This is a genomic window from Bacillus sp. FSL K6-0268, from assembly GCF_038005425.1.
Taxonomy (GTDB): Bacteria; Bacillota; Bacilli; order Bacillales; family Bacillaceae_G; genus Bacillus_A; species Bacillus_A thuringiensis_S.
On record NZ_JBBOTF010000001.1, the window covers coordinates 3,847,625 to 3,870,862 of the forward strand.

Below are 23,238 nucleotides of genomic sequence, written 5' to 3' on the forward strand. Positions count from 1 at the left end.
CGATTAATTTTTCGCAGGCTGATTTTTAATAAAGAAGTCCATAACGTAAAATACTTCGTCATCAGGTATTTGTATTTCAAATGTATTTTCAATTGGTTGCAATGCTTTTTTTACTTTCATATACATCCAGTATTCATCTTGTCTTCTTTTCTCTTTATCAGGATGAGGAAGAAGGCTGTCTCCTTTTTGAAGACGGTCAACCATACAGCTCATATGCAGAATAACACCCATTAAGCTATCAGGAGTTAGCTGTAAGGAAATTAATTCTTGAATTGTATTTAATGCGTAACGAATTGTTTTGATCAGTAATGCCCCATCGTTACGCTGCATTTGTTGTTCAAGAATATCCGCCATTTTTGCATATGTTTCTTCATACGTAATTAATTCTTGAATGGGCTGAATTACTGTGTAGTTTACGATGTCTTGGAAATGATATGTTAAGCACGGCACTTGCACATCGAAATTCGTGACGATACAAATGATGTTACGCTCTTTTTTTATGTTCTCAATCATTTTCGTTAAATCTTTTTCATGGACGATACTAATCGGAATAATTTCAATTAAGTCTTTATCAAATCTTAAATAGTTTTCTAACATTTTTTGAATAGCTAAAGCACTTCCTTCACCAGTTAAACAAGCTGTTAAAATAACAGATTTCATTGGAGAGAGAGGTTTTTTCTTTTCTTCTTGTACGTTTAAGTAAAATGGTGTTAAATTTTTTACTGTTTCATACAGCGCATCTAATGAATAACCGAGCTGAGCTTTTCGAGCTGCTTCTAGTGCATGTGGTGTGCTCGTCATCGAGAGAACACGTACAGGGATTTTGAACTCCGTTTCTAATATGTCACCGATATAAGCAAGTGACCCCATATCAACAAGTAAGAGAAGCCCATTTACATTTTGTAGTGTTTTCATATACACTTTCACACGTTCCAAGAAATCTTTCGGTGATTCGTGTAACGGCATATCAATACCGGTTACTTCCTCAATGCCGAGAAGTTCGTTTGCAACGTTTGCCATTTCAGTTGCGATGCCATTACCGTGTGCTAATATTAATACTTTTACTTCTGTTTGTGAGGCAGGAATTGGATCAACAACGAAGAACATTGTTAAAAAGCCAGCTTCATCAATAGGCATTGTTATTTGTAATTCTTCCTCCAGTAGTTGAATGCATTGCATAGCGACGGAAAAAGCTTCTTTATATTTCGTACGAATTTGATTTAATTGTGGGTGATGTATTTGTTTTCCGCTTTGTAAACGTTGTAGAGTTGTCTGTACATGTAAACTTAAAGCGAGAAATACTTTTTCATCAAACGTCTTAGATAAATGCTTTTCAGCAAGTTCCGCTATTTTTTCACATACGGAAACGATATTACGATCCACAATTTTAAAAACATTTTCATGGCTTGTTTTTTTGGATATTTGGTTAAAATATTGTACGAAAAAGCTTTGAACATCATTTTCTATTAGTAATTCTAATTCTTCCTCTTCAATACCACGGGCTTGAAGTTCTTCGTATTTATAGTCAATATAATCGTAAATAGAAGAGCGTTTTTCATCTTCTGTTTTATGATTACTCCAACCTTCCTCACCTGTAAATACAAATGTTTCATTTGGTATTTGGTATAAGTGACGGCTCTTCCTTTCAATGAACAACCCTTCTTTCATATACCAAGGTAAATCTGTACTTGAAACATAGACAGAATCACGTTTCTTTGTGACCAAATCAGAATAGGCTTTCGCACAGGCAATTTGAACATCTGTTTTTAATTGACCAATGTTATTGGGACAATTATAAAAGACGAAAGCACGCATTGCATTTGGGCTAACGTGAATGTCTTTTCGCAGACGAATTGCTTCATTTGTGAAAAATAGCTGTAGTAAAGCAAAGCGCTCTTTATGTGTACGCTCACGAAGTGGTGGCAGCGTAACAGTCATCGGTATACGTCTTGTAAATGTTTTTAATAAAAATGAATTTGGTTCTTCTGTTGTTGCAGTAATGATTAATACTTGTGCTTTACGTTCGTTCTCTGTTTCTCCAAGGCGGCGGTACACTCCGCGGTCAATAAAGGTGAAAAGCATTTCTTGTCCCTCTGGAGGTAGGCGATGTACTTCATCTAAGAAAAGAATTCCTTCATGTGCTTTTTCAATTAATCCTTTTTGATCACTTGCTCCTGTGTAAGCTCCTTTTTTAATCCCAAATAATTGCCCGAGTAGTAGCTGTGGATTATTTGCGTAATCAGCACAGTTAAAGACGATAAATGGTGCATTTTTAGGAAGCTGTTCAACTTCAATTGCATATTCGTGCATTAAAGAAGCAAACATAGACTTTCCGACCCCTGTTTCTCCCAGTAGTAAAGTATGCATACCGTTTGGAGGATAGAGCATAGAAGCTTTCGCTTTTTCAATTGCGATTTTAAGGCTCGTATTTTCAATTGCAAATGTATCTAATGAAGTTACTTCTTTTGAATGCGTTTCCAACGAAGTGTTCGTTTCTATGTAAAAACGAACAGGTCGCGTATTTGTTTTTAATAAACGTTTATCTTTTACAAGTTTGTTTAAGTCGCTACTTACATTGGCGCGATCTAGTTGCAACAGGGTAGCTAGTTCTGATGCGGTTACACCTTCTGTATAATTGCCTTCTTGTATTGCGTTAAAAATGAGATCTATTCGTTTCATTTCTATTCACCTCGAAACTTCATCACTATTTAAAATTTTACACAAAAACGGGAAGGGTGGGAAGAGAAAAATAAAACAGCTTTAGCACATAGGCACTAAAGCTGTTACAATCTTGTGTCTTTCCAAAAATTTACCTTGAGATGAGAAGAAGGATTATAGGGAAGAAGTTTGTATCCTTGTGACTGTAAATAATCAATTACTTTTGGCAGTATTTGTACGGTTACACTCGAATCATGCATTAAAATGACTTCTACTTGTTCATCACTTTGATTACGTACTCTTTCGAGTATGGCAGAAGGATTGTCATAGCTTTTCCAGTCGTATGTATCGATTGTCCAATCCCACATTTTATACTGGGCCGATACAAGTGCGTCACGGTAATTCTTTTTTAAGTAAGGCATACTACCATATGGAACGCGAACGAGATGTGTATTTAATTTCGTAACTTGCTGGACAATGCTTTGTGTTTGCTCCATTTCTGCAATTAAAGTGGAAGGGTCACCAGTGTAAAGGCGTTTTACATCATGTGACATGCTGTGGAGACCGATATAATGTCCTTCTTTAATTAATCTTTGCATCGTTTTTGTGTAATGTGGCACTTTTCCGCCAATAACAAAGAAAGTTGCTTTTCCGTTCTTTTCTTTTAAGATGTTTAAAATTTGTGTAGTATATTTGTTTGGCCCGTCATCAAATGTTAAGTACGCAATTTTTTGTGTAGGAGAGGTCGTTTCAGTATTTGGATGATATTCAGCAGGAATAACAGTTGTTGCTTCAGTATTAGATGATGCGTACATAGTAATGGTTAAAAATAAAATAATACATTGCAATACTCGCTTGATCATAACATTCACCCTCAGTTTGACAATCAAGATGTAAAAAGAAAACTTGATACGTTTCTTATTATGTATATCTTTCTCCAATAGAGGAACTCTCAAACAATCTATATTTTGGAAATGTAAAATAATGAATAAAAAAATAGCATCCTCTTATAAGAAAGAGGGTGCTATTTGAATATTTCATAATGGTAAAGGCTATACTACAATTAGTCTTCGCGTTTTTTCACTTTTTTATAAAAGGAAATAAGTGGTTTGTAACGTTCATGTACAAGACCGATTATTTCAGCAATGATTTCTGTGAAGAAAATCAAAGCGAAAAGAAGAATAATGGATAACCATAACGTTGCACTAGTAAAAATAATGGCATTTACACTAAAGAAAATACCGAATGCGTATATAATTAGTACCGTTTTACGATGAGAGAATCCCATTGCAAGTAAGCGGTGATGTAAATGCGATTTATCTGGTGCTGAAATAGGTTTTTTATTTACGATACGACGGATGATTGCAAATATCGTATCAAATATAGGTACACCTAAAATGATAATTGGAACGATAAAACTGAATAACGTTACACTTTTGTATAATCCAAGTAACGATATAACAGAAATACAGTATCCTAAAAATAGTGCTCCTGTATCTCCCATGAAAATTTTTGCTGGATGGAAGTTGAAGAATAAAAATCCAATTGTACTTGCTAATATAATTAATGCGAGTGGCAAGATAATAGCTGTTCCAGTACCCCATGGGCTAGTGAAGGCCATATATGCTAGCGTTGCAAGTACGATAGATGAAATACCAGCAGATAATCCATCTAAGCCGTCAATTAAGTTGATTGCATTCGTAATACCTACAAGCCAAAATACTGTAATTGGATAAGCAAGCCATCCAAGTTCAGTATCCCCAAGGAATGGGATATATAATACTTGCACTAATAATCCACTTTTTACAATCATAATGGCAACTAACAGTTGTCCACCGAATTTTACTTTCGCAGATAACTCGTACATATCATCTAAAATTCCGATGATTACAATGATAATCGCACCTAGTGTTATCGATAACATTCTTTGCTCATATAAGCCGCCGACAACAAATCCTACAGCTACACCAATAAATATTGCTAACCCGCCAAGACGTGGCATAATCTTTTGGTGCACTTTACGTGCGTTTGGCTTATCTGTCGCTCCTATTTTAAAAGCTAATTTAATAACTAAAGGAGTAACGACGAGTACAGTGATGAAAGATGCCAAAATGGCATAAATCACTTGTGAGTCCATTAATACCCCACCCTTTATATTCTAACGTAGTTTTTTTTTTTTTGAAAATATATTTATCTGAAAATTATGATGTTTATTTACAGGCTCATAACATATGGTATCACAAAAAGATTAGAATTCAATCTTTTTTTCTCTTTACGGTTAATGGAAGCGGATAGAATATATGACAATTGTATATAGAATGTTGCATCATATGAGAAGGTTAATCGTACTGGACTTTGGAATATGACATTTCCTTTTTTCTTCGATAGTGAATACTTTTAGTTCAGTATTATAAGTGTTACACGTAGAAATGAGTAAGTTTCATGTTAAAATGTGGGAATTTATCTCGCGTCAACTAGTAGCCCCATTCCTACTAATTAAAGTTTTACTTTATCCCGCATTAACGGGCAGTAAGACCCCCACCTCAAAATTCAGCGAAGCAAAGAAGTTAGGTGGGGATCAACTGCCCGTAAAAGCCCCACTGATTAAAGTTTCACTTTATATTATAGTGCATTTAATTTTACAAAAACTTTAAAAAGAATGAGGGAAGTAATTCATATAATGAAAAAGGAAAAGAGTTTTCTCATTTTTAATGTGAGAGGGGGAAGCGCAGGGAGAATTCTATATTTCATATCTTTTCTATTGTATATTCCTGTGCGAAAAGGAAATGAAAATTACGATAGTAGGTACTGGATATGTTGGATTGATTACAGGAGTAGGACTGGCAAAGTTGGGGCATTCAGTTACATGTTTTGATATAGATGATGAGAAAATTGAACGGATAAAACAAGGGGATTTACCTATTTATGAGGTTAGATTACATGAATTAATAAATCATGCATATGAGAATAATGCTTTAACTTTCACATCAAATAAAGAAGAGGCGTTTGAGGATGTAGAGTTTATATTTATTGCAGTTGGAACACCACCTTTATTAGATGGGACGGCGGATTTAACATATATTCAGAGTGCTTGTAATGATATTGGAGTATATGCGACGAACGATATTATTGTTGTTACGAAAAGTACAGTTCCAGTAGGTACAAATGATGTAATGAAAGGATGGATTGAGGAGGAGTTAAAGGGGAGATATACATTACATATCGTATCGAATCCAGAGTTTTTGCGTGAAGGTTCAGGTATTTATGATTTCTTTCATGGAGATCGTATTGTAATTGGAGCAGATAGTGAGGAAGTAGCAAGAAGAGTAAAGAGTTTGTATAGCGAATTACGCTTAGAAACGTATGTTACAGATATTAAAAGTGCAGAGATGATTAAATACGCGTCGAATGCCTTTTTAGCTACAAAGATTAGTTTCATTAATGAAATTTCAAATATATGTGAGAAGGTAGGCGCAAATGTATTGGATGTTGCTAAAGGGATGGGAATGGATAAGAGGATCGGTGCATCTTTTTTAAATGCAGGTATTGGATACGGGGGATCATGTTTTCCAAAAGATACGAAAGCGCTGGTGCAAATTGCGGGAAATGTTGCTCATGATTTTCGTTTGTTAAAAGCGGTTATTGAAGTAAATAATAAGCAACAACTGCTATTGATTGAAAAAGCGAAAAAAGTCATGAACATGAATAAAAAGCGGATTGCAGTTCTTGGCGCATCCTTTAAACCGAATACGGATGATATTAGAGAGGCATCATCTCTTATTATAATAGAAGCATTAATTAATATAGGTGCAGATATTGTTCTTTACGACCCAAAAGCAATTCAATATGTGAAAAATATATTTGGAGATGCTATACAATATAGTAGATGTATAGATGAATCGATTAGAGATGCGAGTGCGGTTTTTATCGTAACAGAATGGGAAGATATTCAAACTTATCCGTTAGAAAAGTACGTACAACTTATGAGGGAGCCTATTTTATTTGATGGGAGAAATTGTTATACTGATGAAGATGTTAAGAAACAAAAGATAGATTATTACTCGGTGGGAAGAAAAAGTATTTGTAATAGAAAAGTTTCTGTTATGCGTTAAAAAGGGATGTACTCATACATATTTTTATATGTCATAATAGAAGCTGTAATTAGTGAAAGAAAAGAGGCAATCACATGACTGAACGTTTAAAAGTAATGACAATTTTCGGGACACGTCCAGAAGCAATTAAAATGGCACCTCTTGTATTAGAGTTGCAAAAACACCCAGAAAAAATTGAATCGATTGTGACTGTAACAGCACAACATCGCCAAATGTTAGACCAAGTATTAAGTATCTTTGGAATTACGCCAGATTTCGATTTAAATATCATGAAAGACCGCCAAACTTTAATTGATGTTACAACGCGTGGCTTAGAAGGTTTGGATAAAGTAATGAAAGAAGCGAAGCCGGATATTGTACTTGTACATGGTGATACAACAACAACATTTATTGCAAGCTTAGCTGCTTTTTATAATCAAATTCCAGTAGGTCATGTTGAGGCGGGCCTTCGTACGTGGGATAAGTATTCTCCATACCCAGAAGAGATGAATCGTCAATTAACAGGTGTAATGGCGGATCTTCATTTCTCACCAACAGCAAAATCAGCAACGAACTTACAGAAGGAAAATAAAGATGAGTCACGTATTTTCATCACAGGAAATACAGCGATTGACGCGCTACAAACGACTGTAAAAGAAACATATAGTCATCCTGTACTAGAGAAACTTGGAAATGATCGTCTTGTACTTATGACAGCTCACCGTCGTGAAAACTTAGGTGAACCGATGCGTAATATGTTCCGTGCAATTAAGCGTCTTGTTGATAAGCATGAAGATGTACAAGTTGTGTACCCTGTTCATATGAACCCTGTTGTTCGTGAAATAGCAAATGAAATTTTAGGTGAACATAACCGTATTCATTTAATTGAGCCGCTAGATGTAATTGATTTCCACAATGTTGCAGCTCGTTCATACTTAATGTTAACGGATTCTGGTGGTGTACAAGAAGAAGCTCCATCACTTGGGGTACCAGTTCTTGTTCTTCGTGATACAACAGAGCGCCCTGAAGGTATTGAAGCAGGTACGCTGAAATTAGCAGGAACAGACGAAGAGACAATCTTTGGTCTTGCTGATGAGTTGTTATCAGATAAAGAAGCTCATGATAAGATGGCGAAAGCATCTAATCCTTACGGTGATGGTCGTGCATCAGAGCGTATTGTAGAAGCAATTTTACAACACTTTAATAAGTAAATAAAAAAGGCCCAATCGGATAGATTGGGCCTTTTTGTTATGGCTGATTGCGCATAATCCACTCTGCATGAGCATTTGTAGAAGGTGGCGGATCAGTTGGTGTTTTATTTTGGTTTGTTTCTTTTTTTGTTTGTTCGTTAGAACTTGAATTTGAATCAGGATTTGAGTTGTTTTTTGTAGTTGGATTTTTTGCTTTTTCTCCTAATTCTTTTTCAATTTCGTTACGCACCGTTTCTACACTGATTGGATCTGGAAGGAAGTAATAAATACCGCCTATCTTTTTGTCTTCGCCTTCAAGCTTTAACGTTTGCATTGTAGAAGGATCAAATCCAGAAATTTTATTGTAAAGAGCAAGTCCGTCTGAAATAGGAATGTCGGTTTTTATATATTTTCCAACGACAGCCGTTAAATCTTTAATTTTAAATACAGTAGATGTGGAGTTTAGTTTATGAGCAACAGCGGCCAGTAATTGTCTTTGTCTAGCAGCTCGACCATAATCGCCATTTGGATCTTGCTTTCGCATACGGACGTAAGCAAGTGCTTCTTCACCGTTTAAGTTTTGCTGTCCTTGCTTAAATTGAATTTTTTTGTAGTAATCCACGTCAGAGCGCTCCCAGAAATCGAAGGGTACGTCAACAGTAACACCGCCAACAGCATCAACGATACCTTTAAAGCCTTGGAAATCAATTTTAAGATAATGGTCTACAGGAACTTTTAGAAAGCCTTCGACAGTTTTGATTGCCATTTCTTCTCCGCCGTAAGCATGGGCAGCGTTAATTTTGTCTTCTTTATTTTTACCAACAATTGTAACTCGAGAATCACGAGGAATACTCATAAGTGAAATCTTTTGCGTTTTCGGGTTGACTGTTGCAAACATTAATGAGTCTGTACGACCATTTTGACCGTCTGTCGCATAATCTTCTATACCCATAATGAGAATTGTAAAAGGTTCCTTTGTAATTTCTACATCTTTGTTTCTTAAATCCGATTTTTCACGAGTAAAACCACTATACATCCCCATAAGAGAAGAGTAAGAATTTAACACATAAACTCCTATACTGCCAAATAAAAATGCGAAAATAAGGAAGAAGAAAAGTTTCCTTCTTCGTTTCTTTTTTATTCTGCTATTTTGGAGATGATAATAACGTTCTTCCATATATAATCTCCTTAGTTCGTTAGTTCATTTGTAGGGAAGTAATTCACTACATTAATCTTTAAAGGTGATAAAAGAGTTATGCTTAGATAACATCTTGTTCTAAGTACAACATATCTCCTTCTGTAATTGTACATTTCCCGTTTGTTAATTCAATCATCCAATCTGTAAAGGCTTGTTTGCCGTCTTCTTCAACATACGTATCAAATGTGACATTTTCTAGATAATGTATATCTTTAATGGCATATTTTGAATTGCGTAATTCATTTTCCACTTTGCCAAGTAATGTGTAATCAATCTCGGTTTGCATCACACGCATTAGTTTTCGCTGGACAACACCGACATGATTAATGCCTTCGCTTGTACACTTTCCATATGCACGAATTAATCCACCTGCGCCAAGTTTAATGCCACCAAAATAGCGTGTTACGACAACAACGGTATCTTTTAGTCCACGTTTTTTAAGTACTTCTAGCATTGGTACGCCAGCTGTACCGCTAGGCTCGCCGTCATCATTTGCTTTTTGAATATGATCTTGTTCGCCAATTAAATAAGCGGAACAATTATGTGTTGCATTCCAATGTTGTTTTTTTATTTTTTGTATAAATTCTTGAGCCTCTTCCTCAGTCGTTGCTCGGCTAATATAACAAATAAATCTTGATTTTTGAATGACGATTTCGTGTTCGCCGTAGTCTTTGATTGTTAAATATTGTAATAGCACTTGTATACGCCCCTATCTATCAAAATGACTAGTACTTTCCATTTTAAAAGCGAGCCTTTTTATATTCAAACATTTTTTCTAAATACGTTGAAGTTTTTGGTGATTATTTTATCTTTTTGTTGTAATTTGTCGAGATGGTGAGTATAATTTCAACCGGCATTTCCCTGTATGGATGCACCATTTGTAGTTTTCGTGTAAAATTAGGAAATAAAACTTTTTATAAGGCAGGTACGAAAATGAAAATAGCTATTGTTACTGATAGTACAGCATATATACCGAAGCAAATTCGTGATGAACTCAATATATATATGATTCCATTAAACGTTGTGTTTGGAACAGAATCTTATCAAGAAGAAGCTGAAATTTCAGCAGATGATTTTTATGTGAAAGTACGTGAACAAGAGGAACTTCCAAAAACTTCTCAACCAGCAATCGGAAAGTTTGTTGAGCTATATGAAGAACTAGCTAAAGATTATGATGCAGTTATTAGTATTCACCTATCAAGTGGAATTAGTGGTACATATCAAACATCAACAACAGCTGGACAGATGGTAGAGGGTATTGATGTATATACGTATGACTCTGAAATTAGTTGTGAAGTACAAGGATTTTATGTGCGTGAAGGTGCAAAGTTAGCAAGTGAAGGAAAGAATCCAAAAGAGATTATCGCTCGTTTTGATGAAATGAAGAAAACGATGGACGCCTATTTTGTAGTTGATGATTTACATCATTTGCAACGTGGTGGTCGATTAAATAGCGCGCAAGCTTTCATCGGCAGTCTGTTACAAGTGAAGCCAGTTTTATATTTTAGAGATAAAATCATTATTCCGTTTGAAAAGATTCGTACACGTAAAAAAGCATTAAAACGTATCATTGAAATTTTTGATGAGCAAGCAAGTAAAGGTGTACCTATGGAAGCAGTTATCATTCATGCGCAACGTGAAGAGGAAGCGAATGAATGGAAGAAAGAATTAGAAGCAAAATATCCTCACGTCACAATTCGTACAGGTTATTTTGGAGCTGTAATTGGTACGCACTTAGGTGAAGGTGCATTAGGTCTTGGATGGTATACGAAGTAATAAAGATATAAAAAGCTCTCTTTTTAAGAGGGTTTTTTTACGGGTATGTTACGTTTAGTTGACAAGTTAATATTTGGAAATGGTAAAATGTACGTAAAATAAAATAATGAGGAAAGTTTTATAACTTACTTTTTACAAGAAACTATATTATAATAGAAGAGAGGTGAAACATATGGAGCATAATTCTTGTTTATGTCCAAAGTTTGAGTCAGCTTTTACTTTGCTTAGTAAGAAATGGACTGGCTTAATTATTAAATCTTTGCTTGAAGAGTCGAAACGTTTTAGAGAAATCGCAGATATTATCCCAAATATGAGCGATCGTATGTTGTCAGAGCGTTTGAAGGAATTGGAAAGCGAGGGCATTGTAGTTCGTAATGTTTATCCAGAAGTACCAGTTCGAATCGAGTATGGCTTAACTGACAAGGGAAAAGCGTTAGAAAGTGTTATGGATGAGGTCCAAAATTGGGCTGAGAAATGGATGAAGTAGCATTTCATTTGTATTCGTATATTTAATAAAACGTAAGGGATTCCTTACGTTTTTTCTTTGTTCACAGAAGTGAGAAAAGTATATAAATTTCTACACATACATACAAAAATATACGAATTTTGCGCTAGAGCTACAAATAATATTACATTTGTTTTACAAAAACGTAACATTAGCAAAAAAAATCCCGAATTATGGTATAAATTTTATAGGTTATATACGGAAAAAGAAAAAAGAAAGCGGTGTAAAAAATAAAATGAAAAAGCTAAAAATGGCATCTTGCGCATTAGTTGCAGGGTTAATGTTTTCAGGACTAACACCAAATGTATTTGCAGAAGATAAAATTTCTGACGTGAAATCACAAATTAATACACAAAATGACACTTTACATAAACAACAACAAGAACGTGATGAATTACAAAAACAAATGAATGACTTAAACAAAACAATTCAAGGTTTAGATAAGTCTGTTCAAGAGAATGCTGCAAAACTTGATGAAACAACGAAAAAAGTTTCTGATACTGAGCAATTGATTGAAAAGAAAAATAAAGATATTGCAGAATTACAAACAAAGATTGCAAAACGTGAAGAGTTATTAAGAAAGCGTTTAGTTGCACTTCAAGAACAACCAAATACGAACGTTGTAACAGAAGTTCTTGTAAACTCTAAAAACGTTGCAGATTTAGTTGATCGTTTAACTTCTGTTTCTAAAATTCTTGAGTCTGATGAAGATATCATGAAAACACAGCAAGAAGATCAAGCTAGTGTGAAAAAAGATGTTGCAACGGTAAAAGAGAAACAAAAAGAATTAAAAGAAGCACAAGCTCAAATTGAAACTGCTAAGAAAGAACTTGACGCTGAAAAAGAGAAAAAAGCAACAGCGGTAAACGATTTAAGTGGTAAAATGGATACAGTTGTAACTACAATGACAAGTACGGAAAGCCAATTAAAAGAGCTTGAGAAACAAGCGTTACAATTACAACGTATTGCAGAAGAAGAAGCACAAGCAAAAGCTGCACAAGAAGCTGCTGCTCAAAAACAAGCAGAGCAAGCTGCTAAAGCTGCGCAAGCTCAGCCAGCACAAGCACCTGCAGAGCAAGCTGCACCAGCAAACAATGGTGGACAAGCTCAAAAAGAAGAGCCTAAAAAAGAAGAACCTAAAAAGGAAGAACCTAAAAAAGAGGCACCTAAAGCAGAAAAGAAAACACCAGAGCAAAACCCAGCACCAACTCCACCGGATACTGGCGTAATTGGTAAAGCTAAGCAATATTTGGGTAAGCCATATGTTTGGGGAAGTGCATCTCCATCAAACGGTGGTTTTGATTGTAGTGGATTCATTTCTTACATTTTTGGTGTAGGTCGTCAAGATGTTAGGGGTTACTGGAACTCAGTTTCTAAAATAAGTAGTCCACAGCCGGGAGACTTAGTGTTCTTCCAAAACACTTATAAAGATGGTCCATCTCACATCGGTATTTACGTTGGTAATGGCCAAATGATCCATGCTAGTGATAAAGGAATTGCGTACGGTGATATTAACAGCTCATATAACCAAAAACATTTCTTAGGTTACGGTCGATTCTAGGATCTATAAAAGAATAAAAAACGTGTATAAAGTCGATAGCTTACTATTTTATAAGTAGGTTATCGGCTTTTTTGAGTTTTTACGGGATTTGAAGAAGGGTTTATAGTAGTGCTGGAGGTGATTGTTGATGCTGGCGGGGAAACAGTTGCTATTAGACGAACTTTCTTCAGATTTACAGAGGGAATTAAATGATTTGAAAAGGAAGGGAGAGGTCATATGTGTACAAGGTGTAAAAAAGAAGAATTCTAAATATAATATGTGCCAACGCTGCGGAAATGTAGATCAGCGGCTATTTGCGTCGTTTTTATGTAGAAGGTGCAGTAAAGTGTGCACATATTGCCGGAAGTGTATAACGATGGGGAGGGTAAGTGAATGTGCTGTACTTGTTCGCGGGATTGCTGAAAGAAAGAGAGAAAAGAAATTAAACTTGTTACAGTGGAACGGGAAGTTGTCTACTGGTCAGAATTTGGCGGCACAAGGTGTTGTAGAGGCTATTAAGCAAAAAGAATCATTTTTTATTTGGGCTGTATGCGGGGCTGGGAAAACAGAGATGTTGTTTTACGGTATTAACGAAGCGCTTCAAAAAGGAGAAAGAGTTTGTATCGCAACGCCGAGAACGGATGTTGTTCTGGAATTAGCACCGAGATTACAAGAAGTATTTCCATATATAAAGGTAGCGGCTTTATATGGAGGGAGTGTGGATAAAGAAAAAGATGCAGTATTAGTCGTTGCGACCACGCATCAATTATTGCGTTATTATAGGGCGTTTCATGTCATGGTTGTAGATGAGATAGATGCTTTTCCATATTGTGCAGATCAAATGTTACAGTACGCGGTAAAACAAGCGATGAAAGAAAGGGCGGCGCGTATTTATTTAACTGCGACTCCAGATGAAACGTGGAAGCGAAAATTTAGAAAAGGTGAACAAAAAGGTGTTATTGTTTCTGGACGATATCACCGTCATCCTTTACCAGTTCCTTTATTTTGTTGGTGCGGGAATTGGAAAAAAAGCCTCATTCATAAAAGAATTCCTCGAGTTTTACTACAGTGGTTACAAACATACTTAAATAAAAAACATCCTATTTTTTTATTTGTCCCCCATGTGCGATATATAGAAGAGATAAGCCTGTTGTTAAAATCATTAAACAAGCGAATTGAAGGTGTACATGCAGAAGATCCGGGGAGAAAAGAAAAAGTAGCGGCTTTCAGAAAAGGAGAAATCCCATTATTAGTTACAACGACAATTTTAGAGCGAGGCGTAACGGTGAAAAATTTGCAAGTAGCGGTTTTAGGGGCTGAAGAAGAAATATTCTCAGAAAGTGCACTCGTACAAATTGCGGGCCGAGCAGGGCGGAGCTTTGAAGCACCGTATGGAGAGGTCATTTATTTTCACTATGGTAAGACAGAGGCGATGGTGCGCGCGAAAAAACATATTCAAGGTATGAATAAAAATGCCAAAGAACAAGGATTGATCGATTAATGCATTGTTTACTTTGTGATGAGTGTTTTGTAGAAAAGGTTAGTTGGTACACTTTTTTTGTAAAGTGTCATAGAAAATATATATGTGATAGATGTGAGCAGAAACTTTCCTATATTATAGGAGAAATTTGCATGGAGTGCGGCCGACCTTTAGAATTTGTTCCTGCCTCATTTCAAGAAGACGGTATTTGCATAGATTGTATAAGGTGGATGAATGAGGAGAAGTATCGTCCTTTTAAAAACCGTTCGTTATACATGTACGATAATGAGATGAAAGAAATAGTAGCACAGTTTAAGTTTCGGGGTGATGCAGAGTTAGTGCGCATTTTTTATCGTCCTTTTCGAAGTTTATTTCAAAAGTATTTTGCTGATGTTTCAACCGTTATCGCTGTTCCGCTTAGTAAGGAAAGGGAAGTTGAACGTGGCTTTAATCAAGCGGAGTTATTAGCAACTTGTTTGCCTGTCCGTATTTCTGATTTTTCCTTAAGACGGCGAGAAACAGAAAAGCAAAGTAAGAAGACGCGTAAAGAAAGGATGTCAGGAAGCAATCCTTTTTATTTTCAGGGAGAAGAGATGTTTTGTGGGCAACATATTTTACTCGTTGATGACGTGTATACGACAGGAATTACAGTTAGGCAAATCGGAAGTTTGTTATATGAAAGAGGGGCAAGGGAAGTATCTAGTTTGACACTTTGTAGAAGTTAATATGGCAGTGTCGAAAGGGATAATAAAAAGGCGATAAGTCTTCTTTGACTTCATATGTTGTCATTCGTTATAGTCAAAATATGGGGCGAATGCCCTGATTTTTAGAGTGAAGGGAATGGAATGAACATGCAAGGACGAGTGAAATGGTTCAATGCAGAAAAGGGATTTGGATTTATTGAGCGCGAAGATGGTGACGATGTATTTGTCCATTTTTCTGCTATTCAACAAGATGGGTATAAGTCATTAGAAGAAGGGCAACAAGTAGAGTTTGACATTGTAGATGGAGCACGTGGACCACAAGCAGCTAATGTTGTAAAACTGTAGGAATATTGTTTTTGGGAAGAGAAAGCTGCATTTGTGGCAACGTTATATATATGGTAGAACCTCTTGTTTTTCGCAAGGGGTTTTTTGTTATAGGGTAAGTTGTCAAAAAGTTGTTTCTTTTCTGTAACGAATTGGCCACAGTTATATTCGTTATTCACGATGTTAATAGGATAAAATAAAGATAGAAACGATGCATCTTTTCATTTCAACAAAAAACGATAAAAAAATCGCAATTCCACTAATTTTTTTAAAAAAGTTAGAAGGAGTTTTTAAGCCAGTGTCGAAATTATAGTACATAGGCTTGAAAGGAGGAATTCATCTATGAAATTCAACATTCGTGGTGAAAATATTGAAGTAACTCCAGCATTAAAGGAATATGTAGAGAAAAAACTAAGTAAGTTAGAACGTTATTTTGATACATTCCCAGAGATTAAAGTTAATTTAAAAGTATACTCTGACAAGCAACGTGTCGAGGTAACAATACCATTTACTGATTTATTACTTCGTGCAGAAGAAACTAATAGCGATATGTACGCTGCTATCGATTTAGTAGTTGATAAAATTGAGCGACAAATTCGTAAACATAAAACAAAAGTAAATCGTAAGTTACGTGAGAAAGGTTCTATGAAAACAAACTTTATCCTTCCAGAAGCAGTAGCTGTTATGGATGAGGTAGAAGAGGATGAATTAGAACTTGTACGTACAAAACGATTCGATTTAAAACCGATGGACGTTGAAGAAGCGATTCTACAAATGGATATGCTAGGACATAATTTCTTCGTCTTCACAAATGCTGATACAAATGAAACTAATGTTGTATACGGCCGTAAAGATGGGAAATATGGTTTAATCGAAACTAAATAATAATTCAAAAGCGCAGCCGAATGAGGCTGCGCTTTTTTGTATTGAGATTTTGAATGTGATTATCTCCATAAGTATGTACTTGTTAGGAGTATACTAATTTTGTTTAATTTAACAATATTTTATAATTGTAAATAAAATATTAAGTTTTCTGGAATCAATTGATAGTGTATTTTGCTTTTGTTATCTTTAAATTGCATTATATAGATTCACTTTGTTTCTTTAGTAAAAAAATAAAATCAATATAATGCTACAAATTATCGGAGGTGCTTTTAGTGAGCATTAAGAAAAAAGTCGTTTTATGTTTGGATCTGTTTTATCGTTAGGTATTTTAGCTAGTACTTTTGCTTTAACCGAACCGGCTAAGGCTAATACTAAGGCTAACACAAGGGATGATCATGTAGAATTTACCTTTAGACTTTGGAGTGCATATGATTTTACTAATGCACGTCCTAAAGAGAACCCTACTTCTATGTATATGCGTGTGAAGAGTAGTGAGAAGGGCCGTGGTTCTTTTAACGTTTGGACAGAAGCGGATAAAAATAAAGGTAAAGGTGATAGAGATTGGGTAAATGTTTCAGGTAAGCATGAAGGAGAAGTGAAACCATATAAAACTTATCTTTTCATGAATCATGCGGTAGAAAGCTATGGGAAAAATGTTCCGGTTAGATTTGGTGGTTATTCTAGAGAAAATAATGCTTATCCTACTGCTTGGAGTCCTGATAGTGTAAGACCTAGTGGACCTTACACTGAATATTGATTTAGAAATTATAAATTAAAATTATTTATTTTATAGTGCTAGAAAAAGTCGTATAGTTTCAAATCTAGATTATACGACTTTTCCTGCTATTTCATTTTAAAAATAGGAGGAGCTGTAATGAAACTTATTTTAAAATATATTGTATTCTGTTGTTTTATATTGAGTATTAGTTTCTTAGTTTCTTGTCAAAAGAAAGTAGATGAACCTATTGTAAATATTGAAGATACTTTAACGGAAAAATATAATTTGAAAAGTATTCAGTTGCAAGAAATTAAGAAAAATACTATTTATGAACAAGTATTTTCGGGGAATAAAAATGGTAATGATTTCTTTCAAGGTCAAATAGATAGAAATGATATTGCAATAGAAGATAGGCTTTCAGATAAAAATTTAAAGTCAGGAGTTATACCAGAAAATTATTATGTGTTTTTATCGGGTGTTACGAATAAGAAAAAACCAACGTATCTTTTGGGACGGATTGAACAAACTGATGGGAAAGTAATTGAGTGGAAACAAGAAGTTAAGAGTGTAAAAAGAAAAGGTACAAATGATGTTTATCAGTATGAAGTTGAGTTTCCTAAATTTGAAGGAGAGAGAGCAAATGTTGCTTTTCGTTACATCTGGTTAAATAAAGAAAATAAATGTTATGGTGTTGCAGATCAATTGTTCATATTAAAAAAGGTTTAAATTTAATTAATGGTTTATGGAGGAGCTGTAGATGAGTTACTTTTTAGGAAGGATTTTAAAAGGTAGGATGTTTTGGTTGTCTTTATTTATTATGTTAATAATTGTTACTGCTCAATATATTGCTATGTTTGTGACAACTAAAGGATTTAACGATGCTGGGATTATAAAGGTATCCCCATATTTATCTAATATTTTACATTTTAATAGATTGTCATTTTATAGTGAGTTTTATCTACTTATATTTCCTATGCTTTCCGCAATGGCTGTAGCAGGGATCTATAGAATTGATAAAAATTATGGATTTATTTATCCTGTTATTTCTAAAATGGGAACAGGTTATTATTTTAAGCTACTTTATTTTATTAACTTTAGTGTATCTTTTTTTATTATAAGTTTCCCTTTACTATTTAATTTTGTAACTACTCAGCTTCTTCAAATAAAAAAACAGGCCAAATACATGTTTCCGATTCGAAAACATGAAAAGAAAATACTCCAATCAGAGAAAGAATCTATGCCAAATAGAGAAATTCTCTTATGAAGTCGTGTTATTCCAAGGAACCGTTCTAGTTTCTATGACTTGGTTTATCGCTTGTAAGACCGATTGTTTTTGTTTTTTCATGGTACTCATAAAGCTTCGTATCTGACAAAAAGATTCTGCGCCTTTCTTACTTCGGAAAGTCCCAGACACTTTCTGTTTTACTTTCGTCATCCGAATATCCCGTTCTGCTTGATTGTTATCAAATGGAATGGCTGGATGTTCTAAAAACGCTAGAATTCTGTCAGAATACTTGACGAAGCGATTCCATAAATTTTGAGAAGGCGTCTGCTTTCCTTTCTTCTTTTGTTTCGTGGAAAGAATCTGTTGTTCTTTCAATATGGATTGATACATAATAAACAGATTCTTTTGCGTCGCTTTTGGCATGGTACCTTCGGATTGCTTTTTCATCGTCAACGCTTGCGTTAGAAATTTCTGCATCTGTTGTGCCCATTGTTCTCCAGTACTATCTATAATTCCTTGTAAATCTCGTAAGAGATGGGCATTACATAAAACGTGACGACAATCTGTATACGCATCATACGATTTCCAACCATCATGCATCGCAATTCCAGAAAAAGATGGCAAGATTTCTCCAGCATCCATTGCTTCTTTTCCACGTTTTTGATGAATATGTTGCAATGTCACCTCCGGTGTACTGGCAGTATGTAACCATTGTGTTTTGTTTTCTACACGCATACCAGTTTCATCAAAATGGACAACAGGAGACTGCAGAATCTTTTCCTTTACTTCTTTTATGAATGGCTGCAATTGAGAAGCGAAAGCCTGTGTATGATTTACCAGGGTTCCTTCGCTTATAGAATGTCCAAAACAATCCTGAAAGAATTCTTTTGTTCGCTTCAAAGAAATGCATTGATAATGCGTTAAATAGGGAATCAGTCTTTTTATATTTGGACCATATTGAACAGGACGAGATACTGTCGAAGGAAATTGGGCTTCTTGGATAGAATGGCAATGTGGGCATTCTTTCTGTTCTACTTTATGTTCTGTCACTTCGATCTGAATAGGTGGTAAGTCATACACTTGGCGAATGCGATACCCTTTTACAGGCTCGTGGTTCAAGGAAGTATGACAACAAGTACAATATGTAGGAGAATGTGTAATCGTATGATCTGGAGTCGCTGTCAAACCAAGAGTATGTCCCTTGTGGCCCAACTGGCCACCCGTTTGACGATGAGACGGTTTGCGCAAACTTTTTGTAACGGGCTTACCCAAACCATCTGTAGAAGGTGGCTTATGACTATTTTTGGAGTTTTTTTTTGAAGCATTTTCTAGTTCTTGTATACGTTTTTCTAACTTAGAAAATGTTTCTTCAAATAAAGAAATAACAGCTTCAGGTCCTTTTTTATATGTATCTAAAATAATTTTTCGATCGACCATAAGATTCACCTCCCCTGTTTGATATACTCAGTATTTACAAATGGGAGGCATATGAAACTAGTAAAATTTAAAAAAGACACCGAAAGGTGGCTGAGTAGTTACTTAATTTTTATTTATATGCAATGACTTATCCAACAGTCGCTCCGCATCCAATATTAAATTATATGGCTGCTACTGTCTCACCAACAGCTCAATTTAATACAGTTTATTATGAGTACCCTACTTTATATTTTCTAATGTATGTATTTTTAAATGGTTTATACGGTGCGGTTTTTTCGAGTTTGGCTTTATCAGTTTCATTTTTTATAAAACGAGTTTATTTTATTTATTTAGTTCCATTTGTTTTACATATTTTTTGGCTTGGTATTGGAAAAGGGATTCTCAATCCTAAAGATTATGTAATTAAAGATTTCGGCTTTTTTGAATTACAAATTTTTCTTAGTGTCTTGTTATGTATTTGGTTTTGTTCTGTAGTTCTTTATTTACGGGGGAGTAGGAAGCATGTTCTTTTATAATGTAATGAAAGAAACTATAAGGATGAAGTACGTTTGGTTAAGTATTCTTTTTTTACTTAATGTTAGTATCATTGGTTGTTTGTTCAATTATTTTGAACCTGGAATTATAAAAGAGAAAATGAACGAATTGGAAACCTTGTATAAGGTTATGTCGTTTTATAATTTGTCGACTATATTTATTCCTTTAACCATCGTTTTTTCTGTATATTCTATGTCGAATTTTTTTAGTATTTATGTAGTTTCTCGAGTAAATAATGCATTGAAATTAGTTTCTATATATTATTTGAAACTATTCATTTTTGTTTGTTTTTTCGCTGGGAGTATGATTTTACAGTTATTTTTGATGTCAAATATGATGGCTGTAAATAGTGTTTCTGTAAATTATGAATTGTTATTTTGCATTCAATTATTTGCGAATATTTTTATATGCATGATAAGTGCTGTATTGCAATTATTTTTACCTAGTTTACTTGTAATAATATGTATGATTACTGCTGTTTTATTAGATAGATTTATATTACATGGATTTTTATTTACAAATGCTTTTTATATAAATGTTTTTGAAGATGCTACTGGTTTACTTATACGCTTATTTGGATGTTTTTTTATCTTTTTTATAAGTGTATGGATTTTATCTAAAAAAAGTTATATTGCTATGAATGATGAGACAGAGGTGATCTAGTTTACATTATGATTTTATATCATTTGTTAAAAAGAGATTTACATGTAAGGTTTAGAGATTCCATCAAGATAATGGCTTTTTTATTCTTAATTTACGCTATGATTGTAGTTACTTTTTTATACAATCAGCCTCTTAGTAATGGTAAAGAACCTGTATTGGTGGATGTTACCTTTTATCGATTTTTTCATGGAGTAGACTTTGTGGATTTATCTTATTTTTATAAGGAAGGGCGATTTTCTATTCCTTTTTATTGGATATTTTTTCAAATCGTTCCTTTGTTGCTAGTAGGGAAGTTTGCTTTTTCAGATATTCAGCAGAATGGTGTTTATTTATTTCCTCGTGTTAAGAAGAAGCATTTTCTTTGGTTAACGAAAATACTATCTTTGTTTTTTTACATAATTAGTATTTGGATTGTTATGTATTTGATTTGGTTTACTGTTTATTATTTGCTTACTTTTGGCGGGCATTCTTTTTCAAATGTATATAGTCAATTTTCTTATAAGATAGTAGGTACTATGCTAATTCAAATAATTATCAGCTTTTTATTAGCTTTAATTTTTGAGTTTTTAACGCTTTATATACCAATAACTATTGTTTTTATACTGATGTTGATGTACCTATTTTTGTCTATTTTCTTTCATAGTATTTATTTTTTAGGTTCTTTTGTTATGCCAAATCGTTGGTATTTTGTTGATCACAGTTCAATGCAATTGACTTTAGGTAATAATCAATCTATTCAATGGCATGAGTTACTTTTAATCGGAGTAGTAATTGTTGTTGTAATGATTTTGTTAGGTAGTTTTTGTTTGAAAAAACTAGATGTGATAGGTGAATAATTTATGGACAATTATATTAAATGTGAATGTATGACGAAAAGATTAAAGGGAAATATTGTGTTAGATAATATTAGTTTGTCAGTAAAAAAAGGAGAGTTTTTAGTTTTGAAGGGGCATAATGGTTCTGGTAAAACAATGATTTTACGTGCTATATCAGGATTAATGCGTTTAAATTCTGGAGTTGTTTATGTAGATAATGAAATGATTGGAAAACAAAAGCAATTTCCTGATTCTATGGGGATATTGATTGAATATCCAAGTTTTATTCCGGGGTATACTGGTTTTCAGAACTTGAAGTTTTTATCATCGATTAACAATAAAATCTCTGATGAGGAAATTTATAATATTATTCAAAGGGTTGGACTTGATAAAACAGATAAGAGAAAGTATAAAAGATACTCTTTAGGTATGAAGCAACGTTTAGGGATAGCGCAAGCTTTAATGGAACAACCAAAATTATTGTTATTAGACGAGCCAACTAATGCTTTAGATAGTGATGGAATAAAAGATGTTTTGGATATTTTGAAAGTAGAAAAATCTAAAGGAACGACTATTATAGTAGCTAGTCATGATGTGCATGTTCTAGATAATGAAATAGTAGATCGCATTGTACATGTTAATAATGGAAAGTTGGTAGATTAAGAGTGACAAGAAATCATGTCTTAATAATCATTGGATTGTGTCTGTTGCTATGTATATTTGCTAGTTTCTTTAGATTTAAAACATTAAATCTAAAGAATGAATCTTATAAAGTGGTAAATGGTGAGTTTTTATCTGATAGAAATTTTGAAGATGGACAAGGAATTACGTTTCATGCACTTGATCCTCTTGATCCTACAAAAGTTTATGATCCTTATGAAGACCGTGAAGTAGTGACGTATGTGTTACCTTTAGATATTACAAATACAACGAATCGGGATATTAATTTGCTTAGTAACAAGTCTATTTCTAATACAATGTTTTATTCTAAAATAGGAGAGTTTTATAATTTAATTCCGTATGCAATGGAGTTACCTAAACAATATCAGTTTGAGCCTGTAATACCTGCTGGTAAAACGGTACGAGGATATATTGGGGCAAATTATTTTATAGGAGATGACCCTGGTAAGAATTATAAAAACTTTTCAAATGAATCAACTAAGGTGAAATTCATTTCTTTTATGAAGGATCAGAAAGGGAAATATCATGAATTAGAAATACCAATAAATTAATAAAATTCATGATTGATACAGATATATTTTAAGGGTGTTTTTTGCTGTGGTTGAGTAGATCTTGCAACATAATAATATCTTTTAAAGTCGGAGTTGTTTCGCAGGTGTAAGTATCTATGGATGCTGCACTTGCGGAATTTCCGACTTTTTGTAATTGTTCATTTAAAACTAATAGATTTCCTTCGATTATCCTCTTTTAAAGACCTGCGGTAGTATGTCAACTGAAAAATAATATATTTTGAAGTTATCAAAGGACAAATTGC

Annotated in this window: 21 protein-coding genes and 2 pseudogenes; 17 read left to right on the top strand and 6 right to left on the bottom strand. The window is 34.1% G+C overall.

Features of this window, described 5'->3' with window-relative positions; translation table 11 throughout:
- Window positions 1-3: 3 nt before the first annotated feature.
- From MHI28_RS19700 to MHI28_RS19710, 3 genes are all read right to left on the bottom strand, one after another.
- Window positions 4-2,679: a PRD domain-containing protein gene (locus MHI28_RS19700; protein WP_340828206.1), complete on the bottom strand. Its 2,676-nt coding sequence runs from the start codon at window positions 2,677-2,679 to the stop codon at window positions 4-6.
- Between the two features lie 104 nt (window positions 2,680-2,783).
- A complete protein-coding gene (locus MHI28_RS19705; RefSeq protein WP_000597185.1) occupies window positions 2,784-3,521 on the bottom strand; it encodes a polysaccharide deacetylase family protein in 738 nt (245 codons plus the stop codon).
- A gap of 200 nt (window positions 3,522-3,721) precedes the next feature.
- Window positions 3,722-4,795: a glycosyltransferase family 4 protein gene (locus MHI28_RS19710; RefSeq protein WP_000378306.1), complete on the bottom strand. Its 1,074-nt coding sequence runs from the start codon at window positions 4,793-4,795 to the stop codon at window positions 3,722-3,724.
- 649 nt (window positions 4,796-5,444) lie between these two features.
- On the opposite strand from MHI28_RS19710, the gene MHI28_RS19715 reads away from it, so the two are divergent.
- Entirely contained in the window at window positions 5,445-6,770 is a 1,326-nt protein-coding gene (locus MHI28_RS19715) for a UDP-glucose dehydrogenase family protein (protein ID WP_000704926.1), read from the top strand.
- 74 nt (window positions 6,771-6,844) lie between these two features.
- A complete protein-coding gene (wecB, locus tag MHI28_RS19720; protein ID WP_000140145.1) occupies window positions 6,845-7,960 on the top strand; it encodes a non-hydrolyzing UDP-N-acetylglucosamine 2-epimerase in 1,116 nt (371 codons plus the stop codon).
- Window positions 7,961-7,997: 37 nt separating this feature from the next.
- Here the strand turns inward: wecB and MHI28_RS19725 are convergent, their stop codons facing one another.
- Both MHI28_RS19725 and MHI28_RS19730 read right to left on the bottom strand, forming a co-directional pair.
- Window positions 7,998-9,116 carry an LCP family protein gene (locus MHI28_RS19725; RefSeq protein WP_000392802.1) on the bottom strand — a complete coding sequence of 373 codons (1,119 nt, stop codon included), beginning with the start codon at window positions 9,114-9,116 and terminating at the stop codon, window positions 7,998-8,000.
- A gap of 82 nt (window positions 9,117-9,198) precedes the next feature.
- Entirely contained in the window at window positions 9,199-9,834 is a 636-nt protein-coding gene (locus tag MHI28_RS19730) for a YigZ family protein (protein ID WP_000926669.1), read from the bottom strand.
- Window positions 9,835-10,070: 236 nt separating this feature from the next.
- On the opposite strand from MHI28_RS19730, the gene MHI28_RS19735 reads away from it, so the two are divergent.
- From MHI28_RS19735 to MHI28_RS19780, 10 genes and pseudogenes are all read left to right on the top strand, one after another.
- Window positions 10,071-10,913: a DegV family protein gene (locus MHI28_RS19735; RefSeq protein ID WP_000684725.1), complete on the top strand. Its 843-nt coding sequence runs from the start codon at window positions 10,071-10,073 to the stop codon at window positions 10,911-10,913.
- Between the two features lie 172 nt (window positions 10,914-11,085).
- Window positions 11,086-11,400: a winged helix-turn-helix transcriptional regulator gene (locus tag MHI28_RS19740; RefSeq protein WP_000400857.1), complete on the top strand. Its 315-nt coding sequence runs from the start codon at window positions 11,086-11,088 to the stop codon at window positions 11,398-11,400.
- Between the two features lie 148 nt (window positions 11,401-11,548).
- A complete protein-coding gene (locus tag MHI28_RS19745) occupies window positions 11,549-12,979 on the top strand; it encodes a C40 family peptidase (protein WP_000499488.1) in 1,431 nt (476 codons plus the stop codon).
- Window positions 12,980-13,106: 127 nt separating this feature from the next.
- Entirely contained in the window at window positions 13,107-14,459 is a 1,353-nt protein-coding gene (gene comFA, locus MHI28_RS19750) for an ATP-dependent helicase ComFA (protein WP_002162976.1), read from the top strand.
- Window positions 14,459-15,163 carry a ComF family protein gene (locus tag MHI28_RS19755; RefSeq protein WP_044783038.1) on the top strand — a complete coding sequence of 235 codons (705 nt, stop codon included), beginning with the start codon at window positions 14,459-14,461 and terminating at the stop codon, window positions 15,161-15,163. The genes comFA and MHI28_RS19755 overlap by 1 nt, the downstream gene beginning before the upstream one ends.
- Window positions 15,164-15,289: 126 nt before the next feature.
- Window positions 15,290-15,487: a cold shock protein CspC gene (gene cspC / locus MHI28_RS19760; RefSeq protein ID WP_001990088.1), complete on the top strand. Its 198-nt coding sequence runs from the start codon at window positions 15,290-15,292 to the stop codon at window positions 15,485-15,487.
- A 321-nt stretch (window positions 15,488-15,808) separates the two neighbouring features.
- On the top strand, window positions 15,809-16,351 hold the full coding sequence (gene hpf / locus MHI28_RS19765; protein ID WP_000671187.1) for a ribosome hibernation-promoting factor, HPF/YfiA family: 543 nt from the start codon (window positions 15,809-15,811) through the stop codon (window positions 16,349-16,351).
- A 298-nt stretch (window positions 16,352-16,649) separates the two neighbouring features.
- A complete protein-coding gene (locus MHI28_RS19770) occupies window positions 16,650-17,108 on the top strand; it encodes a hypothetical protein (RefSeq protein ID WP_000468072.1) in 459 nt (152 codons plus the stop codon).
- Between the two features lie 117 nt (window positions 17,109-17,225).
- On the top strand, window positions 17,226-17,795 hold the full coding sequence (locus MHI28_RS19775; RefSeq protein WP_000767072.1) for a hypothetical protein: 570 nt from the start codon (window positions 17,226-17,228) through the stop codon (window positions 17,793-17,795).
- A gap of 31 nt (window positions 17,796-17,826) precedes the next feature.
- Window positions 17,827-18,210 (top strand): annotated as a pseudogene (locus MHI28_RS19780) (hypothetical protein); the annotation flags it as partial.
- A 117-nt stretch (window positions 18,211-18,327) separates the two neighbouring features.
- Here MHI28_RS19780 and tnpC read toward each other — a convergent pair.
- A complete protein-coding gene (tnpC, locus tag MHI28_RS19785; RefSeq protein WP_100910632.1) occupies window positions 18,328-19,731 on the bottom strand; it encodes an IS66 family transposase in 1,404 nt (467 codons plus the stop codon).
- Window positions 19,732-19,829: 98 nt separating this feature from the next.
- On the opposite strand from tnpC, the pseudogene MHI28_RS19790 reads away from it, so the two are divergent.
- From MHI28_RS19790 to MHI28_RS19810, 5 genes and pseudogenes are all read left to right on the top strand, one after another.
- Window positions 19,830-20,246 (top strand): annotated as a pseudogene (locus tag MHI28_RS19790) (hypothetical protein); the annotation flags it as partial.
- Window positions 20,233-20,928 (top strand): hypothetical protein, encoded by a 696-nt coding sequence (locus tag MHI28_RS19795; protein WP_000466501.1) that lies wholly within the window; start codon window positions 20,233-20,235, stop codon window positions 20,926-20,928. The pseudogene MHI28_RS19790 and the gene MHI28_RS19795, both read left to right, overlap by 14 nt.
- Before the next feature lie 71 nt (window positions 20,929-20,999).
- The gene (locus MHI28_RS19800) at window positions 21,000-21,764 is read left to right on the top strand and encodes a hypothetical protein (RefSeq protein ID WP_002162977.1); all 765 of its coding nucleotides are present in this window, start codon (window positions 21,000-21,002) and stop codon (window positions 21,762-21,764) included.
- A 3-nt stretch (window positions 21,765-21,767) separates the two neighbouring features.
- Complete coding sequence (locus tag MHI28_RS19805; protein ID WP_000371031.1) at window positions 21,768-22,406, top strand: ATP-binding cassette domain-containing protein; 639 nt, start codon at window positions 21,768-21,770, stop codon at window positions 22,404-22,406.
- Window positions 22,407-22,447: 41 nt separating this feature from the next.
- Complete coding sequence (locus MHI28_RS19810; RefSeq protein WP_033669790.1) at window positions 22,448-22,975, top strand: hypothetical protein; 528 nt, start codon at window positions 22,448-22,450, stop codon at window positions 22,973-22,975.
- Window positions 22,976-23,238 lie beyond the last annotated feature (263 nt).